This is a genomic window from Rubeoparvulum massiliense (assembly GCF_001049895.1).
Lineage (GTDB): Bacteria > Bacillota > Bacilli > Rubeoparvulales > Rubeoparvulaceae > Rubeoparvulum > Rubeoparvulum massiliense.
In genome coordinates this window covers 227,777-245,926 of sequence record NZ_CVPE01000005.1, presented here as the reverse complement: position 1 = coordinate 245,926, position 18,150 = coordinate 227,777, and the positions used below count along the sequence as shown (strand labels likewise).

The 18,150-nt window shown below is 49.2% G+C and carries 21 protein-coding genes; all 21 read left to right on the top strand.

Translation table 11 applies throughout. The features are described from left to right. Positions 1 to 228 precede the first annotated feature (228 nt). The 21 genes from paaA to flgL all read left to right on the top strand — a co-directional run bounded on the left by paaA (position 229) and on the right by flgL (position 18,137). Positions 229 to 1,179: a 1,2-phenylacetyl-CoA epoxidase subunit PaaA gene (gene paaA, locus BN1691_RS06440; RefSeq protein WP_048601665.1), complete on the top strand. Its 951-nt coding sequence runs from the start codon at positions 229 to 231 to the stop codon at positions 1,177 to 1,179. Beyond that, positions 1,176 to 1,493: a 1,2-phenylacetyl-CoA epoxidase subunit PaaB gene (gene paaB / locus BN1691_RS06435; RefSeq protein ID WP_048601410.1), complete on the top strand. Its 318-nt coding sequence runs from the start codon at positions 1,176 to 1,178 to the stop codon at positions 1,491 to 1,493. The genes paaA and paaB overlap by 4 nt, the downstream gene beginning before the upstream one ends. Next, positions 1,490 to 2,317 carry a 1,2-phenylacetyl-CoA epoxidase subunit PaaC gene (gene paaC, locus BN1691_RS06430; RefSeq protein ID WP_048601409.1) on the top strand — a complete coding sequence of 276 codons (828 nt, stop codon included), beginning with the start codon at positions 1,490 to 1,492 and terminating at the stop codon, positions 2,315 to 2,317. The genes paaB and paaC overlap by 4 nt, the downstream gene beginning before the upstream one ends. Before the next feature lie 38 nt (positions 2,318 to 2,355). Next, the gene (gene paaD / locus BN1691_RS06425) at positions 2,356 to 2,832 is read left to right on the top strand and encodes a 1,2-phenylacetyl-CoA epoxidase subunit PaaD (protein ID WP_187116859.1); all 477 of its coding nucleotides are present in this window, start codon (positions 2,356 to 2,358) and stop codon (positions 2,830 to 2,832) included. A 64-nt stretch (positions 2,833 to 2,896) separates the two neighbouring features. Then, positions 2,897 to 3,235, top strand: coding sequence for an EthD family reductase (locus BN1691_RS06420; protein ID WP_048601407.1), 339 nt, complete (start codon positions 2,897 to 2,899; stop codon positions 3,233 to 3,235). Further along, positions 3,232 to 4,008, top strand: a complete 777-nt coding sequence (locus BN1691_RS06415) for an enoyl-CoA hydratase/isomerase family protein (protein WP_048601406.1) — start codon at positions 3,232 to 3,234, stop codon at positions 4,006 to 4,008. The genes BN1691_RS06420 and BN1691_RS06415 overlap by 4 nt, the downstream gene beginning before the upstream one ends. A gap of 12 nt (positions 4,009 to 4,020) precedes the next feature. Beyond that, entirely contained in the window at positions 4,021 to 4,845 is an 825-nt protein-coding gene (locus tag BN1691_RS06410; RefSeq protein WP_048601405.1) for an enoyl-CoA hydratase/isomerase family protein, read from the top strand. Between the two features lie 79 nt (positions 4,846 to 4,924). Beyond that, entirely contained in the window at positions 4,925 to 6,376 is a 1,452-nt protein-coding gene (locus tag BN1691_RS06405) for an aldehyde dehydrogenase family protein (RefSeq protein ID WP_390621637.1), read from the top strand. A gap of 63 nt (positions 6,377 to 6,439) precedes the next feature. Then, the gene (locus BN1691_RS06400) at positions 6,440 to 7,294 is read left to right on the top strand and encodes an FAD-dependent oxidoreductase (protein ID WP_048601403.1); all 855 of its coding nucleotides are present in this window, start codon (positions 6,440 to 6,442) and stop codon (positions 7,292 to 7,294) included. Then, complete coding sequence (locus BN1691_RS06395; protein ID WP_048601402.1) at positions 7,272 to 8,507, top strand: acetyl-CoA C-acyltransferase; 1,236 nt, start codon at positions 7,272 to 7,274, stop codon at positions 8,505 to 8,507. The genes BN1691_RS06400 and BN1691_RS06395 overlap by 23 nt, the downstream gene beginning before the upstream one ends. Then, positions 8,494 to 9,489, top strand: coding sequence for an NAD(P)H-dependent flavin oxidoreductase (locus tag BN1691_RS06390; protein ID WP_048601401.1), 996 nt, complete (start codon positions 8,494 to 8,496; stop codon positions 9,487 to 9,489). Before BN1691_RS06395 ends, BN1691_RS06390 begins: the two co-directional genes overlap by 14 nt. Before the next feature lie 143 nt (positions 9,490 to 9,632). Then, complete coding sequence (locus tag BN1691_RS06385; protein ID WP_048601400.1) at positions 9,633 to 10,676, top strand: ABC transporter substrate-binding protein; 1,044 nt, start codon at positions 9,633 to 9,635, stop codon at positions 10,674 to 10,676. A 41-nt stretch (positions 10,677 to 10,717) separates the two neighbouring features. Continuing rightward, the gene (locus BN1691_RS06380) at positions 10,718 to 11,626 is read left to right on the top strand and encodes an ABC transporter permease (RefSeq protein WP_048601399.1); all 909 of its coding nucleotides are present in this window, start codon (positions 10,718 to 10,720) and stop codon (positions 11,624 to 11,626) included. Beyond that, complete coding sequence (locus BN1691_RS06375; RefSeq protein WP_048601398.1) at positions 11,601 to 12,404, top strand: ABC transporter ATP-binding protein; 804 nt, start codon at positions 11,601 to 11,603, stop codon at positions 12,402 to 12,404. The genes BN1691_RS06380 and BN1691_RS06375 overlap by 26 nt, the downstream gene beginning before the upstream one ends. 115 nt (positions 12,405 to 12,519) lie before the next feature. Then, a complete protein-coding gene (locus BN1691_RS13880) occupies positions 12,520 to 12,978 on the top strand; it encodes a thioesterase family protein (RefSeq protein WP_053083716.1) in 459 nt (152 codons plus the stop codon). Positions 12,979 to 12,982: 4 nt separating this feature from the next. Then, complete coding sequence (locus BN1691_RS06365) at positions 12,983 to 14,086, top strand: Glu/Leu/Phe/Val dehydrogenase dimerization domain-containing protein (protein ID WP_048601397.1); 1,104 nt, start codon at positions 12,983 to 12,985, stop codon at positions 14,084 to 14,086. A 96-nt stretch (positions 14,087 to 14,182) separates the two neighbouring features. Next, positions 14,183 to 14,626 carry a TIGR03826 family flagellar region protein gene (locus BN1691_RS06360; RefSeq protein ID WP_048601396.1) on the top strand — a complete coding sequence of 148 codons (444 nt, stop codon included), beginning with the start codon at positions 14,183 to 14,185 and terminating at the stop codon, positions 14,624 to 14,626. A 133-nt stretch (positions 14,627 to 14,759) separates the two neighbouring features. Beyond that, the gene (locus BN1691_RS06355) at positions 14,760 to 15,035 is read left to right on the top strand and encodes a flagellar biosynthesis anti-sigma factor FlgM (RefSeq protein ID WP_048601395.1); all 276 of its coding nucleotides are present in this window, start codon (positions 14,760 to 14,762) and stop codon (positions 15,033 to 15,035) included. Beyond that, on the top strand, positions 15,036 to 15,509 hold the full coding sequence (locus BN1691_RS06350; RefSeq protein ID WP_048601394.1) for a flagellar protein FlgN: 474 nt from the start codon (positions 15,036 to 15,038) through the stop codon (positions 15,507 to 15,509). It abuts the gene before it with no gap. Positions 15,510 to 15,597: 88 nt separating this feature from the next. Beyond that, the gene (flgK, locus tag BN1691_RS06345) at positions 15,598 to 17,214 is read left to right on the top strand and encodes a flagellar hook-associated protein FlgK (RefSeq protein ID WP_048601393.1); all 1,617 of its coding nucleotides are present in this window, start codon (positions 15,598 to 15,600) and stop codon (positions 17,212 to 17,214) included. 29 nt (positions 17,215 to 17,243) lie between these two features. Beyond that, entirely contained in the window at positions 17,244 to 18,137 is an 894-nt protein-coding gene (flgL, locus tag BN1691_RS06340; RefSeq protein ID WP_076850125.1) for a flagellar hook-associated protein FlgL, read from the top strand. Positions 18,138 to 18,150: the final 13 nt, after the last annotated feature.

Sequence of the window (18,150 nt, the reverse complement as noted above, 5' to 3'; positions counted from 1 at the left end):
CCTACCTCTAAACAATCTACCACACTCACATCTTCACCTATTGAAACCTCACATACTCATGCAAAAGTTTGATACTTCATGCAACATTCGTTATTCCCTCTTGTGTACTCTCCAACATTCTCTTCAAGTTCTATCAACAACTTCTCAAAACTTCTCACCCCTGATATCGGTTGCGATTTTTTTTTGTCAGTTCTGAAAGGTGGTGTCACTGTGCGTCAACCTACATTGATGCAAGATCAAGAGAGTCAGCGTCATCAAGCATTTATGGAACGGATCGAAGCTGGTCATAAGATCGAAGCCGATGACTGGATGCCTGAAGATTACCGACAGGCTCTGATTCGTCTTATCACAATGCATGGCATCAGTGAGATTATGGGTGCTTTACCAGAAAAAGAATGGGTGCCCCGTGCTCCAACCTTACGTCGTAAGCTGGCCATCATGGCCAAGGTTCAGGATGAGATGGGACATGGACAGCTTCTTCTTCGTGTGGCAGAAGACCTCTTACGCCCCTATGGCAAAGGGCGTGCTGAAATTATGGAGGATCTATTTACAGGAAGATTAAAGTTCCACAATGTGTTTCATATGCCAGCGCCCACTTGGGGGGATGCAGGTGTGATCGCTTGGCTAGTAGATGGCGCAGCTATCATCACGCAGCGGATGATGTTGGATTGCTCCTACGCTCCGTATGCTCGTGCTCTTCATCGTATCTGTGCTGAAGAGGTCTTCCATGCCCAGCATGGTGAGAGTATTATTCTAACCCTTGCAGAAGGTGAACCTGCGCAGCGCCAGATGCTTCAAGAAGCGCTGAGCCGTTGGTGGGTTCCACTGCTTATGTTTTTTGGTCCCTCTCCACAGGTTGGGGCAGGCCATGTGGATCGAAATCTAGCTTATCGCATACGATCCAAGACCAATGAGGAATTACGACAGGAGTTTTTTCATAAATATGTACCAGCCATTCAGGCGCTAGGATTAACGATTCCTGATCCAACCCTGCGTTATGTAGAAGAAGAGGGACGTTGGCAGTATCAGGAGCCAGATTGGGAAGTATTCCGTCAGATCGTCAATAATCAGGGACCGTGCTCACAGGAGCGCCTCAATTTACGTCGTGAAAGCTACGAAGCTCAGGCCTGGGTTAGGGAAGCGCTTGCTGTCTCTGCCCGAGGGGGTGGACCATCATGACAGACCAAACTGCTTCTGCATTTTATCAGGTGTATGAGGTGTTTAGCCAGCGTTCCGCAGGTAGTCCTATGGTCCATCAATTTAGCTTGCTTGCGCCAAATGAAGATATGGCATTGCTCCTTGCGAAGGAGAATTTTTTTCGCCGAGAGCCGTGCACCAACCTCTGGGTGGTGCGGCGGGACCATATTCGGATGACTGATGAGGATGAACGCTTGATGTTTCAACGGATGGACAAGGTTTATCGCGAGACCAAGGGTTATGGAGAGGTACGTCGGCAGTGGCGCAAATACATCAGCGAGGAGGAGGAAAGATGAAGCAATGGCAGATGGAGGATGCTCTCCAGGATCCAGACTATGCTCAAGCCTTGCAGAGACTGCTCTTTCAGCTTGCTGATGATGATTTAATCCTTGCCTATCGTGGCGCAGAATGGCTAGGGTTGGTACCCCATATTGAGGAGGATGTGGCGTATAGCTCAATTAGCCAAGATCTGATGGGTCATGCAAACGCTTACATGCTACTACTAGAGCAATTGGGAGTAGGGAAGGTGGACCAGCTCGCTCATCTTCGCTCTCCTGAGCAATTTCATAATGCGGTGCTCCTAGAGCTACCCAATGGACCAGGCCACTATTTGCAAAAGCCTGCCTTTGATTGGGCGTTTACAGTGGTACGAAACTGGCTCTATACCTTGGCAAAAGAAGAACGCTTGCGAGGTCTGGAAGCATCATCTTATACTCCTCTACGCCAACTGGCGAAACAGATCCAACGGGAGCTGGTTTATCATCGCTTACATTGGTGCACTTGGCTCCAGCCCTTGCTCCAGAGTACAACAGAGGCCAGAATACGGATGGAGAAGGCTTTCCAAGTGGCGTGGCAAGATGCAGCGGGGCTATTTTCCATGGGCGAGGAGGCGATGGCGGAGCAGTTGGTTCGCTTCCAATTGACAGAGAGTGGCGAAGTGATGGCGGAACGTTGGACCCATCAGGTCAAGAAAGAATTGAGTCAGCTGGGCTATGAGGTGACAGAGCAACCAGGGATGCTCCATGGTGATGGGCGTAAGGGTGAGCATACGCATCACTTAACGGAGGCTTTACAAATCCTGTGCGAGGTGTATGGGACTGCACCAGAGGTAGCCTGGTAAGAAGAGATGGAAGAAGGGATGAAAGGATGGTGCGGAGCTTGTCACAATTAACAATGGAGAAAATCTATCGGTTACTAGCTACCATTGAGGATCCAGAATTAGCTCCTGTCACCATGGCGGAGCTTGGCATGATCGCCGGTATAAGAATCGAGGAGAATGAGGTGCTAGTTCAGATACTGCCCACCTATGTTGGCTGTCCTGCCTTCATCATGCTGACCCATGAGGTGGAGCAGGTTCTTAAGCCGGTGGTAGGTTTGCGATCGATACAGGTTGTGATGGCCCATGATCCACCTTGGTCATCGCGACGGATCACTGCGGAGGGGCGGCGCAAGCTGAACGCTCTGGGAATTGCCCCTCCTCCCATCTCTCAAGAGTCAGGAGTGGAGTGGCTACCCCCTTGTCCTTTTTGTGGTTCTGTCCATACAAGGCGAGAAAATCATTTTGGCTCCACAGCCTGCCGCAGTCTCTTCTATTGCTATGGATGCAATAATCCGTTTGAAGGGATGAAGCCTTGAGGGTCAGAGGAAGCCCTAATATTACTAAGGTGAAAAAATGAAAAGGATCAAAGGAGGAAATATTATGGTGAAATTGATGGCTCTGTATAAACCAGCTCCTGATCAAGCGGCATTTGATCAACATTATTTTTCTACCCATGTTCCATTAACAGCCAAGATCCCTGGATTGCAGAGAATGAAGGTGACACGGGTTGTGGGTGCTCCCATGGGGGAGGCCCCTTATTATCTGCTCTGTGAGATGTACTATGAGGATCATGAATCCCTCCTAGCAGCGATGAAATCATCGGAAGGCAAAGCATCAGCGAAGGATCTTTTCTCCTTTGCTGATGAATTGGTGACATTAATGATTGGTGAGGAGTTGGATGAGGAGGATGAACAGGTAGAGGAAGAATTAGAGGTATGAGCCACCATAGCTACATTAAGGTAAAGAAGGAAGGATCTGTCGCCAAGCTCTATCTTAACCGTCCACAGCAGCTCAATGCCTTGCATCGTGCCATGGTAGAGGAGATTGTGACGGCATTGGAGCATCTCGATGGCGATGAAGAGGTTCGTGTCATCATCCTTCTGGGGAAGGGAAAGACCTTTGCGGCAGGTGCAGATATCGATGAGATGATGGAAGCTGATCCCATTCAGCTAGAGCAGTTAAACCAGTTCGCTGTCTGGGATCGGATCAGGCTCATTAAGAAGCCCCTACTCGCAGCAGTCCATGGTGTTGCCTTAGGGGGTGGCTTTGAACTGGCCCTACACTGTGATCTGATCTTCGCCGCAGCCGATGCCCGCTTTGGCTTTCCAGAGGTGAAGCTAGGTGTGATGCCAGGTGCAGGCGGAACCCAGTATCTGACCAAGGCAGTGGGTAAGCACCGTGCCCTGCAATGGCTGTGGAGTGGAGAGATGCTAGAGGCAACACTGCTCTGGCAGGCAGGCCTTATCGTAAGACTATTCCCTGAGCAGGAGCTGGAGCAGGAGGTGACCATCTACGCTCAGCGTCTCGCCAGTCAAGCGCCCCTTGCCTTACGTCTCATCAAGGAAGCGGTGAATAAGGCGCAGGATCTCCCGTTAGTAGAAGGGATGGCATGGGAGCGGAAGAATTTTTATCTGCTCTTCGCTTCGCAGGATCAAAAGGAAGGGATGAGGGCCTTCAAAGCGAAAAGATCACCACGTTTTACGGGAAGGTGAGGGGGGAGAACAATGGAGATGCTTCAACGAAAGGTAGAATCTGGTGTTGCATGGCTGACCATGAACCGTCCGAAACAGCGCAACGCCTTGAACCGTCCGTTGTTGCAGGCAATGGCACAAACCATCGAGGAGCTAACAACTTGTAATGAGGTTCGGGTCCTCGTGTTGAGCGGTGCAGGGTCTGCCTTCTCGGTAGGTCAGGATTTAGAGGAAATCAATGGGTTAAGTACTGCTCATTCATCAGCCCCTTCAACGGGAGGTGATTCGACAACGCTTGCCTTTCATTATGAGGAGCAGTTGGTTCAGTACTATCATCGGGTGGCGAAGGGGATGATCCGATTTCCAAAGCCGGTGATTGCTGCGGTGAATGGCGTCGCTGCAGGAGCTGGCATGAGCCTCGCCATGTTAGCAGATATCCGGATCTTTAGCGAGACTTCCCGCTTAGTACCTGCCTTTTTCCAGATCGGCTTACTGCCAGATACCGGTTTACTCTATACCTTGCCCCGCTTAGTAGGTGAAGGGCTTGCTCGTCGGATTTTACTTACAGGAGAGAGTATTGATGCTGGTACAGCACGACAGTGGGGGATGGCTGATGTTGTCGCTCGTGAGCCACATTTTGAGCAAGAGGTAGCAGAATGGGCTCGCCGTCTCGCACAATTACCACCTCTTGCTGTCAGGGAGATGAAAAGGCTGATTCAACAGCATGCTACTTCTTCATTGGAGGAGTTATTGCAGGAGGAAGGGAGAGTTCAAGCACTTCTAGCTACGACGGAGGATCATCAGGAGGGCTTGCTAGCATTTCGAGAAAAAAGGCAGCCCCGTTTTAATGGAGAATAGGAAGGAGCGAGGAGAAGCAATGAGTATGGAAGCATTATCTTGGCAAGCTCATCAGGAGGGAACACAACCACTCTATCCCATGTGGATCGGAGGAAAGGCCGTGGCTAGTAATAGCGAAGAGTATACCACCATTCTTAATCCTGCCACAGGGAGGGCATTGGCTCGTGTCGCTCAAGGGGATGAGCGTGATGTAGAGCAGGCGGTGGTTGCAGCTCGTCAAGCCTTCACCTCCGGGGTGTGGAGACAGATGCCTGTAAATAAGCGGGCACGTGTTCTCTCAACGATTGCCACCAAGATGCGTGAACGTTTTAATCAACTAGTCGAAATGGAGGTTCTCAATACCGGAAAAACCATCGGAGCGGCAAAGGGGCAGGTGGCTCAAGCCATCGAGAACTTTGAATTTTTCGCAGCGGCCATTGCTACCCAACGTGGTCATGTCAATCAGATGCCACCAGGCTTTTTTAACTATACAGAGAAGGAGCCCGTCGGGGTGTGTGGGCAAATCGTTCCATGGAATTATCCACTGATGATGGCAGCCTGGAAGGTGGCGCCAGCCCTGGCTGCAGGCTGCTCAATTATCTTAAAGCCAGCCAGTCTGACACCACTTACCGCCTTGATGCTGGCGGAGATCGCCCATGAGGCAGGTGTACCACCCGGCGTTTTCAACGTGGTGACAGGACCGGGTCAAAGCGTAGGGCAGGCACTGGTTCATCATTCGGATGTGGATAAGGTGGCTTTCACCGGGGAGACTGCCACAGGAAAGACGATTATGGCTCAAGCTGCGAGCACCTTGAAGCGAGTCACCTTGGAGCTAGGTGGGAAATCACCGAACATTATCTTCGCTGATGCAGATTGGAATGGTGCACTCCATGCTGCTCTCTACGGGATCTTTTACAATGCAGGTCAATCATGTGAAGCCCGTTCCCGCCTGCTGGTGGAGTCGACGATCTACGAGGATTTTGTGGAAACCTTCGTTGAACGGGCAAAGGGCTTACGCTTTGGCGATCCATTCGACCGCAAGACGCAGATGGGTGCCATTATTAGTCGCCAACAGCTGGAGACGATCCATGGCTATGTCACCTCTGCCCTTGAGGAAGGAGCAACCCTCTTATTAGGTGGCAAGGAGCAAGCTGTGGAAAGCTATGAGGGTGGTTATTGGTATGCACCTACCATCATCGGAAACGTACAACCATCCATGCGTGTGGTACGAGAGGAGATTTTCGGTCCCGTCCTTGTGGTCATGCCGTTCAAAGATGAGGCGGAGGCGCTACAGCTAGCCAATGATACTTCCTATGGCCTTGCTGCCTCTGTTTGGACAGGAAATCAGGGGCGGGCAATACGGATGGCCAAAGGGCTACAAGCAGGAACGGTGATGGTCAATTCTCCCTTCTCGGCATTTCCTGGTTCTCCCTTTGGCGGATTTAAGGAATCAGGTATTGGCCGGGAGTTGAGCTTAGAAGCGCTGGATCTCTATATGGAGACCAAGAGTGTGATTAGCTACTATGGGGAGCATGTGCTAGAGCCACTATAAGGTAGAGTTTTAAGAGCCAATGATTTACGGCGGTGATAGATCGTTGATGGGAGGCATTGGTTGATGGGGGAGAAGAAGGTTGCGGTCATCGGTGGAGGAGTGATGGGGAAGGGGATCGCTTATGAGGCAGCTCGCCATCATTTTCAGGTCACCTTGGTAGATCGAGAACAGGATGTGTTGGATGAAGTACGCAGCGTAATGAGACGCTGGGATGAGCGTGGTGATGCAGCCGTACTTCCCCAGATCCGTTTCACCACCTCATTGGCGGAGGCTGTGGCAGGTGCGGAATTGGTGATTGAGGCAGTGCCAGAGAATTTAGCCTTGAAGCAAGCGATTTTCCGCCAGTTGGATCGCTTAGCACCACCGGAGACAATTTTTGTATCCAATACCTCTACGCTGAGTCCAACCCTGCTCGGCGCTGCCACCCAGCGACCAACGCAGGTGATGGTGATGCATTTTTTCAATCCTGTTCATCGGATGATGCTGGTGGAACTGGTGAAGGGAAAGGAGACCTCACCAAAGACAGTACGTCTTGCTGAAGAGGTGGCCCATCAGATGGGGAAGGAGAGTATTGTGGTGAATGAATCTCCAGGTTTTGTCACCACAAGGATGAGCGCCTTGATCGGCAATGAAGCCTTCCTCATGCTCGAGGAAGGGATCGCCAGTGCTAAGGAGATTGATCAGGCGTTGAAACTCGGACTGAATTTCCCCATGGGACCACTAGAGCTTGCTGATCTAGTCGGGCTTGATACACGTCTGAATAATTTACGCTCCCTCCACGAGAGTCTTGGGGAGAAGTATCGTCCTGCTTCCCTCCTCGTTCAGTATGTAGAGGCAGGGAGGCTCGGAAGAAAGAGCGGACGGGGTGTTTATGAATACCCGAAGGAGGAGAACCATGGAAGAGGCGGTAGTGATTGATGGAGTTCGTACACCCATTGGCCGCTATGGTGGTGTATTAGCTAAGATCCGTCCTGATGAACTGGCGGCGGTGGTGATTGAAGCTTTACTTCATCGTCATCCATCTCTTCCCTGGGGGAGTATCGATGAGGTGGTGATGGGCTGTGCCAATCAAGCAGGGGAGGATAACCGCAATGTGGCACGGATGGCTTCCTTACTGGCTGGATTACCTGTGACGGTGAGCGGTGTCACCGTAAATCGGCTTTGTGGCTCTGGTCTAGATGCTGTGCTCTATGGGGCTCGGCTCATAATGACCGGAGAAGCGGAGGTAGTGCTCACGGGTGGCGTGGAGAGTATGACACGAGCTCCCTATGTGATGGCAAAATCAGCTACGCCCTATCTGCGACCAGCACCCACCCTATATGACACCACCATTGGCTGGCGTTTTACCCACCCTCTGATGGAAGCAAAGTATGGCTGTGAAAGCATGCCGGAGACGGCTGAACATGTCGCACGTGCCTATGGCATTTCCAGAGCAGAGCAGGATTACTTTGCCCTACATAGTCAGTTGAAAGCTGCTCAAGCTGTGGAACAAGGCAATTTTACAGCGGAGCTGATTCCGGTACCCATCCCCTTTCAATTGAAAGAAGAAGGAGATGCTCCCGTTATCGTCACTAGGGATGAGCATCCTCGGCCCACAACCACCCTTGCAAAGCTTGAGCAATTACCGCCGCTTTTTCATGGCGGCAGCATCACAGCAGGGAATGCAGCAGGGATCAATGATGGAGCGGCAGCACTGCTCTTAATGAGTAGAAGGAAGGCGGCGGAGTACGGTTTGCAGCCCATGGCGAAGGTGGTAGGAGGCGCAACAGCAGGGGTACCACCACGGATCATGGGGACAGGACCCATCCCTGCTACACAGAAGCTATTAAAGCGATTCGGTCTCTCCATTGGAGAGATGAAACGGGTCGAATTGAATGAAGCCTTTGCAGCACAAGCATTGGCATGTGCAAAAGAGTTGGGGATCACGGAGGAACAGCTCAACCCCAATGGCGGTGCCATCGCCTTGGGTCATCCCTTGGGTGCTTCGGGTGCGAGAATTTTGACCACCCTCATCCATCAGCTCTGGCGCGATGGCGGAGGCTGGGGACTGGCCACCATGTGTGTCGGGGTAGGGCAGGGGATTTCTCTGCTGGTGAAGGCAGTTGGGAGTGAGATCAATGGGGATGGATAATCTACAAAGCTTATTAGGAATTGAGCTTCCCATTCTACAGGGTGCCATGGGGAATTTGAGTAGTTCACGATTAGCAGCAGCTGTGTGTGAAGCGGGTGGACTAGGGGTGATCGGGGTAGGCACCATGCCTTTGGAGGAAATCCGTCGTAGGATTGCTCAGGTTCGTGCCTTAACTAAGCATAGTAATCGATTAGGGTTGAATCTCCCCATTCAAGTTCACCCTGATCCTGCAGGAGTGCTTCGACTAGCTCAACAGGAAGGAATTCAAACGATCACTCTCTCTGCGGGGAATCCTCAGCCCTATATTGCACAGCTGCAGGCATGGGGAATAAAGGCGTTGGTCATGGTCTCCACACTTGCACAAGCGCAAAAGGCAGAAGCTGCAGGCGCGAATGGACTGATCGTTAGTGGCATTGAGGCTGCCGGGATGCTTTCACCACAAGCTAGTCCACTCCTGAGTATACTTCCTCTTGTCACCAGTCAGGTAAGCATTCCTGTGATCGCGGCAGGTGGAATCAGTGATGGCAGAGGGTTAGCAGCAGCACTGATCTTAGGCGCTAGTGGTGTTCAACTAGGGACGCGCTTGGTAGCAACGGAGGAGATGGAGGCACATTCGAATTATAAGGAGGCCCTCTGTAAAGCAAGCGACCCAGAAGAGACGCTAGTCGTAGGGATAAAATGGGGGTCGCCACGTCGTTTATTAAAGACGGTGTATGCCCAGCGCTTGCTAGAGCAAGAACAACAACAGCGAGACGAGCAACAACAGCAAGGAGAACAGCAACTGCTTCATCGTGAGAAGTGGTTGGAATGGGTTTCGGAAGAGCAACATCTGCGCGGTGCTCTCCATGGCGATTTGGCAGAAGGAATGACCTTGGCAGGTACGAGTGTTGGCTTGATTAAGGAGATTCAACCGGTTCAAGTGATATTCCGAAATATGCTAGCAGGGGCGCAGCAAGTCATTCCTCACCTTTTTCAGAAATAAGCTCAGGATGATGCTGTGAGTGGTGTATGAGTGGTGAATAATAGGGTTGCGTCATGGCCATGAATCGTTTAAAATAAATTCAAATTATTTAAACAATTTAGTACGCTACATCAAAAAAGTGCAAATTAGGAGGTTCATTGTGAATGCATGAAGGAAGGAAGAAAGTGAATCGGCTTAGACATTCAAAATGGGTAAAGGCGATGGGTGCCTTCGCACTATCCTTGGCTTTATTGGCAGGATGCAGTTCTAATGATTCGAAGCAGTCTAGTAGTACAGGAACTGGTGATGGCAAGGAGGTTGTGGTTGGTATTAGTCAGTTTGTGGAGCATCCCTCATTGGATGAAGCGCAACGTGGATTTCGCCAGGCACTCAAGGATGCTGGATTTGAGGAAGGGAAGAATCTTCGCTATGAGGTGCATAATGCTCAGAATGATATGAACAATACAGGACCCATCGCGCAAAAGTTGGTGGGAGATAAGGTGGACTTGATCTTTGCCAATGCTACACCCAATGCCATGGCTGCGTTAAGTGTGACAGAGGAGATTCCGATTATCTTCACCTCTGTTACGGATCCCATCGGCGCTCAATTGATTACGGCCATGGATCAACCAGGTCCGAACATTACTGGGACCACAGATAATCACCCAGATGCTATTCCCAATACAATTAAGTTCATGGATCAGTATTTCCCTGGTACGCGTGTCGGGATGATTTTCAATGCTGGGGAACAGAATTCTGTTGCCCAAGTAGAGATGGCAAGGAATGCTTTACAAGGTACAGATCTCACCATCGTGGATGCAACGGTATCTACATCTGCAGAAGTGAAGCAGGCAGCAGAATCACTGGTAGGTCGCGTGGACTTCTTCTATATTATTACGGATAATACAGTGGTAAGCGCCTTAGAATCTGTGATTTCAGTAGCACAGGATAATAAAATTCCCCTCTTTGTGGGCGAGTTGGATTCAGTCAAGCGGGGTGGTTTCGCAGCCTATGGCTTTGAGTACTATGATATTGGGTACGAAGCTGGGGAGATGGCTGTACAAATACTTAAGGGTGAGAAAACTCCTGAGCAATTGCCTGCAAAATATCCACAAAATTTAAAATTATTGATCAATAAGGGTGCCGCTGAAGCAATGGGCGTTGAATTGCAAGGGGAATGGGAGCAAATTGCTGAGTATTACGAATAGAGAATAGATTAGTAAATTCATGAAAGGAAAGGGGTGGACAGATGTCCGCAGCATTACTCGGAGCATGGGAATCGGGCTTTATCTTTGCAATCATGGCACTTGGCGTCTATCTTTCCTTTCGTATTCTAGATTTTCCAGATCTTACGGTGGATGGTAGCTTTGTAACAGGTGCAGCAACGGCTGCCATGCTAATTATACAGGGTGTTTCGCCGCTTATTGCATCGCTAGCAGCGCTATTGGCTGGCTTTGTGGCAGGTGTCTGTACAGGACTTCTGCATACGAAAGGGCATATCAATCCCCTTCTCTCTGGGATTTTGATGATGATCTCCCTCTACTCTATCAATCTACGCTTGATGGGAGGTAGGTCCAATCTTCCTTTACTGAAGGAGGAGACCCTCTTAACGGGGATGGAATCCATCCTACCTAAGCTTTGGTCAGTGCTTCTACCCATGCTACTGGTAGCTATGGCGATGAAGCTACTATTAGATTGGTTCCTACGTACCGAGGTAGGGCTTACTCTGCGTGCCACCGGCGATAATAAGCGGATGATCCGTGCGCTTTCTGCTAACACGGATCGCTATGTGATCCTAGGCTTAGGGATTTCCAATGCCTATGTGGCATTCGCAGGTGGTCTCTATGCACAATATGTGAAATTTGCAGATATTCAAATGGGCGTTGGGATGATCATTATCGGTTTAGCCTCTGTGATTATCGGTGAAGCCTTGTTCGGCACGAAGGGTATCATCTGGACCACCCTTGCCGTCGTAGGTGGTGCCATCATCTATCGGATGATCTACGCTCTGGCACTTCGTGTTCCCTTCCTCCAAACCGGGGATATGAAATTGATCACTGCTTTCATTGTGATTATTGCTCTCCTTCTACCTAAATATTTGCAGGAATGGCGCTCACGAAAGGGGGAGAAAGATGCTCCAGTTAAAGCAAATTTCTAAAACATTTTTTCCTGGGACCGCAGAGGAGAGAATTGCCCTTCGTGGTATCAAGCTTGAGCTGCAGCCGGGAGACTTTGTCACCGTGATCGGTAGCAATGGTGCAGGAAAATCAACCTTGTTAAACGTGATTGCCGGGGTGTTACAGCCCGATCAAGGATCAGTTGTCCTTGCTGGGAAGGATGTAACACGTTGGCCTGAATATGAACGGAGTAAGTTGATCGGTCGGGTATTTCAGGACCCGATGGCAGGAACAGCACCCCGCATGACCATTGAGGAGAATCTTGTGCTGGCTTGGACTCGTGCAGAGAAGCGAGGCTTGGGTAAAGGAGTAACCAAGACTCGGCAAGCTCAGTTTCGTAAAGAATTGTCAGGGCTCCATTTAGGCTTGGAGGATCGGATGACCACGAAGGTGGGTGTTTTATCTGGTGGTGAACGACAGGCACTTTCTCTCCTCATGGCTACCTTTACCAAGCCGCAGCTTTTGTTATTAGATGAGCATACGGCTGCGTTGGACCCAGCGCGGGCTCATCATGTCATTCAATTAACGGAACAATTGGTTCAGAACCATCACCTAACAACGCTAATGATCACCCATAATATGCAGCAGGCCATTCAAGTGGGGAATCGGCTGATTATGATGGATCAAGGTGAGATTGTGTTCCAAGCAGAGGGTGAGGAGAAGCAAGCCCTTACCATTGAACGATTGATGGAGGAATTTCGGCAATTACGTGGTAAGCAATGGGAGAATGATCGGATGGTGCTATCTTCAAAAGAATAAATCATCGAGATGGAGATAGATCATCGAGAAGGGGATAGATGATCGGGAAGAGGATAAATCATCAAGAAGAGGATTGCTGATCGGGAGTTTGAGGCTAATCCATGGGAGGGATGGAATGAAAGCAGGCATGGAGCCTGGGATGGTGGCTACAGTTGAAGGTGTTGTGACGGAGGAGATGGTGGCACAGTTTGCTGGGCAGGTGATTCATCCAGTCCTCTCCACAGCGATGATGGTGTATTACATGGAATGGGGAGCCCGACAGATCATCCTACCCTATCTTGAAGATTGGGAGGAGGGGATGGGGCGAGCAGTCTCCGTACAACACATCGCCCCTGCTCCCATCGGAACCTCCTTTCGAGCGGTGGCCACCCTTCAAGGAGTGAAACAGGAAGAGCGTGAAGCACATGGAATCCGGTCACAGCGAACTACACAGCGCGCCTCACTGCGAACTCAGGTGGATTGCCAGGTGAAGGTATGGGCAGGCGAACGTCTTCTTGGTGAGGGCGAGGTTGTACAGATGGTAGTAGCGAAGGCGTTCATTGAAGAACGCTTAAGAGCGATGGAGAAGGAGTGAGAGGATGATTTTCCAAAAAATCTCTGAGCATGAGCAGGTGCTCTTCTGTCATGAACCACGCAGTGGCTTGCGTGCAATTATAGCCATTCACAATACAACCTTGGGGCCTGCACTGGGTGGATGTCGTATGCAACCCTACGAAAGCGAGGAGGCAGCCCTTGAGGATGCTTTACGGCTTGCAAAAGGGATGACCTATAAATGTGCAGCAGCCGATGTGGATTTTGGTGGTGGAAAGGCCGTGATCATCGGAGATCCTAGGACAGAACGGACCGCTGAACGCTTTCGTGCTTTTGGGCAGATGGTGGCCTCTTTAGGCGGACGTTTCTATACAGGAACGGATATGGGTACCATGCCGGAGGATTTTATCCATGCTGCGAAGGAGACTTCCTATATTGTGGGCTTACCTGAAGCTTATGGAGGTAGTGGAGATTCTTCGATTCCAACTGCGCAGGGAATCCTCTATGCCATTCAGGCTACCTCCTATTTTCTTTGGGGAACAGAAGTATTGAAAGGGAAACATTTTGCACTTCAAGGTTTGGGTAAGGTAGGTTGGAAGGTAGGAGAGCATCTCTTGGCGGCAGGTGCTAATCTCTGGGTCACCGATGTTGATCAAGGGAGAGTGGATGCCTTCTTGCAGCTGGCTACAGCCTATGCAGGTGAGGTGAAGGCAGTGAGTGGTGCGGAGATCTATGGTGTGGATGCGGATCTTTTCGTCCCTTGTGCCATCGGTGCTGTAATCAATCATACAAGTGTGGAGCAGCTAAAGGTGAAGGCGGTGGTAGGCTCCGCCAATAATCAGCTGGCAACCTCAGAGGATGGTGTGCGTCTTCATGAGCGGGGAATCCTCTATGCTCCAGACTATATTGCTAATAGCGGAGGCTTAATCCAAGTGGCAGACGAGCTGTATGGGCATAATCATGAGCGAGTTCTCCGGAAGACCAAAGCGATCTATGAGACATTGGTTTCCATCTACCAGCAAGCAGAAGCACAGGGTATTTCCACAATGAAAGCAGCAGATCAGTTCTGTGAAGAGCGGCTTTACCAGCGGCAGGTTCGAAATAGCTTCTACTTGGAGCAACGTCGACCACAATGGGAGTTGGTAAAATAATACTAATTTTCATACCTTCCTCTAAACTAGCTAGCATCCATCTTCCTATTATAGTAGAATAAAACTAGTTATAAAGAACTGGAGGGGGGAGGAAAGATGGCAGAGTTAGCGAATTGTCGCCGCTGTGGTGTTGTTTTTGCAAAAGTAACTGTGGATATCTGTCCCCGTTGTAAGCGGATCGTAGAAGATGAGTATGATCGATGCTCTAAGTATTTACGCAATCCTCAAAACAGAGGATGTACGATCAATGAGCTTAGCGAAGCTACAGAAGTGAGCATCGCCCAGATTACGGAGTTTATTCGGGAAGGACGTCTTTCTACCAATCGCACCCCCAATTTGGGTTATGCTTGTGAATCATGTGGTACGATGATTCAATCTGGGCATCTATGCGAAGCTTGTGCCGGAAAAATGAAAAAAGAATTAACCCTTCATGAAGAGCTGCAGAAGCGTTTACGGGAGGATCAGGCAGATCAGGATCAGGCGAAGGATTTTGGTGGGTATTATGAATTACGCTCACGTATCCATCGAGATGATGATTAAGCTACCAAGATCTAAATATTTATTAGCAAGAAGCCGATACTACATAATAGAGTAGGTCGGTTTTTTTCATATCTTTACTGTGATGGTATGGTGAAGGGGCCGAAGAGAGAATCAGCGAAACGAGGTGAACGAGATGAAGATCCAGGGAGTATATGGAGTGAATCCCTATCATAAGTTGTCTGAAGGAAATTCGGGCAAGCGGACTGTGGCTGCGAACAGACATGATCAGCTACAAATTTCTAACGAAGCAAAGCAATTACTCGCTTCACAAATGGAAGAGAGTAAATGGGATGCGGAACGTGCTGAGAAGCTTCAAAGCATTCAAGAGCGTGTGGATGCAGGCACCTATCACATCTCTACAGAGGAATTGGCCAAACGGATGCAATTTCTTATAAAGGAGCGGAACTAGATGGAGAATGAGACGTTCTACTCATTGCTCTCTCAGAATCTAGCAGAGCAGCTTCAGGGCTATGAGCAGCTTTACCAATTGGCCTTTACCAAACGGAAGTCGATCATTAATAATCAGATGGAATCCCTAGCGAAGCTCATACAAGAAGAGAAAGGACTCATGCAGATGCTGAACCAGCTTGAAGAGGTACGGCAGCGCATCATGGGAACGACTACAGCGACCACTTTACATGAGGTGCTTAGCACTTGCCCAGATCCAGTTTGGCATAACCGTCTCCTTGAGCAGCAACATCAGCTGGTCCAATCGATTGAACAGCTTCGCCAATTAAACGAACAGAATCAGGACTTAATAGAGGAATCACTTCACTACCTCGAAAAAACCATCACAGAAGTAACTGCTGCACCAGAGGAGGATCTCTTTTATGGTCCCCAATCTGTAGGTGGAAAACGCCATCTTTTTGATTCGAAAGCATAATTTTGCGAGGATGACCCTTTTCATTGGATGAATCACTAAATAGGAATGATTGTGCGTGATGAACGCACTAATGAAGGAGAGTTGCATAATGCGTTCTACTTTTAGCGGGATTGAGATTGCCAGACGTGCCTTGGCTGCACAACAAGCAGCAATTAATACGGTAGGACATAATATTGGTAACGCAAACACAGATGGTTATAGCAGGCAAAGAGTGTATCTAGAGACAACTTATCCAATTCCCATGCCCGCCTTCACCAATCCTCGGATGGCAGGACAGATGGGAACAGGGGTCATTGCATCAAAAATCGATCGGATTCGTGAGGAATTCCTCGATCATCAGTTTAGGAATGAGTCTGCATATCTAGGATATTGGGATGCCCAGGTGGATGTCCTCAACAAGATTGAAGTGGTGATGAATGAGCCTACTGATGATGCCCTCGCCCATGTGATGGATAATTATTGGGCAGCCTGGAAGGATCTTGAGGCAGAACCTGATAGCGCCTCCAATCGTGAGGTCTTAAAACAACGAGGGACTGCATTGGTTGAGACCTTCCAGCATATGAAGCGTTCACTTCTTCAATATCAGCAAAACATGGATGATGTGATTCGTGTGAAGGCTGGTGAAGTGAACTCCTATCTTCGGCAATTACAGGAGTTAAACGATCAGATCGGACGGATCCAGCCTCATGGTTATGAAACAGCGGACTTGAATGACCGCCGTGATTTAATCCTTGATAAACTTTCAAGCTTAATCCCGATTAAGGTAGAGCCTGCAAGTCATGGTATGATTAAGATTTCCTGCAATGATGTAGAGATCTTGAATGAGCGTGAACGTGTTGAGATCAGCGCTGAGGTAGACCCTAGTACAGGAATGTATCAGGTACTAGCAGACGGAAGTCGCTTAGAGATGAAGACAGGTTTTATTCAAGGAGCCATGGAAGGTCGCGGCTTACCTGGTCCAAACGGAGAGCTGACTGGTATTCTCCCTGATTTCATCAAAAACTTGGATATGCTAGCCCAGGTGCTTACTAAGGAAGTGAATGATCTTCATCGTTCGGGAATGAACATGAAGGATATTGAGGCACAGGTAGAATATCAGAAGAAGGTGGATGCAGGGGATCCGAATCCAGGTAATCCACCAACCTTGATGCAATTGCCCTTTTTCATTGATAAGAGTTGGTATGAAGCGAATAAGAACCTTTTAACCGAGGAGAATTTACGCAATGGCACATTGAATCCTGCCGATATCCCTGATCCACAGGATGCTAGCAATTTGATGGTCAATCCCTTGATTATGGACTCTGGTGACTTAATCGCTGCTGCTCAATCTGTAGTGAAGAAGGATGATGGGACCAGCATCTCCTATGTAGGCGATGGACAAAATGCCAAGGCCATCTCTGGTTTAAAGTTTAAAAAGATTACCGATGGCTTTACCGATAGCGGAACGATGGATCAGTTTTACGCCAATGTGATCGGTGAACTCGGAATTCAATCGCAAGAGTCACAACGTTTGCAAGAGAATATGCAGCAGATTACGAAAGATGTTGATAATAGTCGTCAGTCCGTTTCAGGCGTCTCCCTTGATGATGAGATGGCCGATCTGATTAAATATCAGCAGGCCTATAATGCAGCAGCACGGAATATGACGGCTCTTGATGAAATGCTAGATAAGGTGATCAATGGAATGGGGATTGTTGGTCGCTAGGAACTGAGATAGGGATGGGGTGAACATGCATGCGAGTTACGCAAAAGATGTTGAATAATAATATGATCCACGATCTGAACCGTAGCTATGAGAAGTTAGATAAATTTACGCGGATGCAATCCACGGGTCGTAAGGTGTCTCGTCCTTCTGATGATCCTGTGGTGGCGGTGCGGGGGATGCATTATCGTAATCAGTTAAACGAGATCGCACAGTTCCGTCGCAATGCTGATACAGCAATTAGCTGGATGGAAACCACAGATACCATTATGGGAGAAGCAACCCAGACACTACAACGGGTGCGTGAGTTGATGGTCCAAGCAGCGAATGGTACCTATGAAGAGACTTCGCGGAAAGCGATCGCAGATGAGATTGCTCAGCTCCGTGACCATCTTGGGGATCTCTCCAACGCTACTATTGGTGGACGTTATCTCTTTGCTGGAACGGAGACCAATATCGCGCCCTATGATAAGACAACTCAACGTTTTATTGGTGAGAATACAGAGGATGTGGAATTGGAGCTTGGTCAAGGGATCTATCTCCCAGTCAATGTGAAGGGAAAAGCGGTTTTCTCCAATCCTTCTAAAGATGAGGGGGTATTTGGCCTCCTTGAAAATGTAGTTAATACCCTTCGTGATCCGAACCAAGCTGATCAAGTGGGCACTTTCCTTAATGATGTAGATGAGCAAATGGAAGTCTTTTTAACAGAACGAGCATCTCTAGGCGCACGGATTAATCGAATTGAATTGATCCAATCTCGGCTTGAGAGTGGTCAAATCAACACGAAGAAACTTCTTTCCAGTGAAGAGGATGCAGATATGGCGTGGGTGATTACGGAGCTGAAGGCACAGGAGAATGTTCATCGTGCTGCTTTAGCCACCGGCTCCAGAATCATTCAGCCATCTCTAGTGGATTTTCTCAGATAGAGGGAATGAGGAG

Coding starts and splice junctions, on each gene's coding strand:
- BN1691_RS06420 (WP_048601407.1), top strand. CDS start 2,897: ATGGTGAAATTGATGGCTCTGTATAAACCAGCTCCTGATCAAGCGGCA.
- flgL (WP_076850125.1), top strand. CDS start 17,244: ATGCGAGTTACGCAAAAGATGTTGAATAATAATATGATCCACGATCTG.
- BN1691_RS06385 (WP_048601400.1), top strand. CDS start 9,633: ATGCATGAAGGAAGGAAGAAAGTGAATCGGCTTAGACATTCAAAATGG.
- BN1691_RS06395 (WP_048601402.1), top strand. CDS start 7,272: ATGGAAGAGGCGGTAGTGATTGATGGAGTTCGTACACCCATTGGCCGC.
- flgK (WP_048601393.1), top strand. CDS start 15,598: ATGCGTTCTACTTTTAGCGGGATTGAGATTGCCAGACGTGCCTTGGCT.
- BN1691_RS06390 (WP_048601401.1), top strand. CDS start 8,494: ATGGGGATGGATAATCTACAAAGCTTATTAGGAATTGAGCTTCCCATT.
- BN1691_RS06365 (WP_048601397.1), top strand. CDS start 12,983: ATGATTTTCCAAAAAATCTCTGAGCATGAGCAGGTGCTCTTCTGTCAT.
- BN1691_RS06355 (WP_048601395.1), top strand. CDS start 14,760: ATGAAGATCCAGGGAGTATATGGAGTGAATCCCTATCATAAGTTGTCT.
- BN1691_RS06415 (WP_048601406.1), top strand. CDS start 3,232: ATGAGCCACCATAGCTACATTAAGGTAAAGAAGGAAGGATCTGTCGCC.
- BN1691_RS06405 (WP_390621637.1), top strand. CDS start 4,925: ATGTGGATCGGAGGAAAGGCCGTGGCTAGTAATAGCGAAGAGTATACC.
- BN1691_RS06410 (WP_048601405.1), top strand. CDS start 4,021: ATGGAGATGCTTCAACGAAAGGTAGAATCTGGTGTTGCATGGCTGACC.
- paaC (WP_048601409.1), top strand. CDS start 1,490: ATGAAGCAATGGCAGATGGAGGATGCTCTCCAGGATCCAGACTATGCT.
- paaB (WP_048601410.1), top strand. CDS start 1,176: ATGACAGACCAAACTGCTTCTGCATTTTATCAGGTGTATGAGGTGTTT.
- BN1691_RS06375 (WP_048601398.1), top strand. CDS start 11,601: ATGCTCCAGTTAAAGCAAATTTCTAAAACATTTTTTCCTGGGACCGCA.
- BN1691_RS06360 (WP_048601396.1), top strand. CDS start 14,183: ATGGCAGAGTTAGCGAATTGTCGCCGCTGTGGTGTTGTTTTTGCAAAA.
- BN1691_RS13880 (WP_053083716.1), top strand. CDS start 12,520: ATGAAAGCAGGCATGGAGCCTGGGATGGTGGCTACAGTTGAAGGTGTT.
- BN1691_RS06350 (WP_048601394.1), top strand. CDS start 15,036: ATGGAGAATGAGACGTTCTACTCATTGCTCTCTCAGAATCTAGCAGAG.
- BN1691_RS06400 (WP_048601403.1), top strand. CDS start 6,440: ATGGGGGAGAAGAAGGTTGCGGTCATCGGTGGAGGAGTGATGGGGAAG.
- BN1691_RS06380 (WP_048601399.1), top strand. CDS start 10,718: ATGTCCGCAGCATTACTCGGAGCATGGGAATCGGGCTTTATCTTTGCA.
- paaA (WP_048601665.1), top strand. CDS start 229: ATGCAAGATCAAGAGAGTCAGCGTCATCAAGCATTTATGGAACGGATC.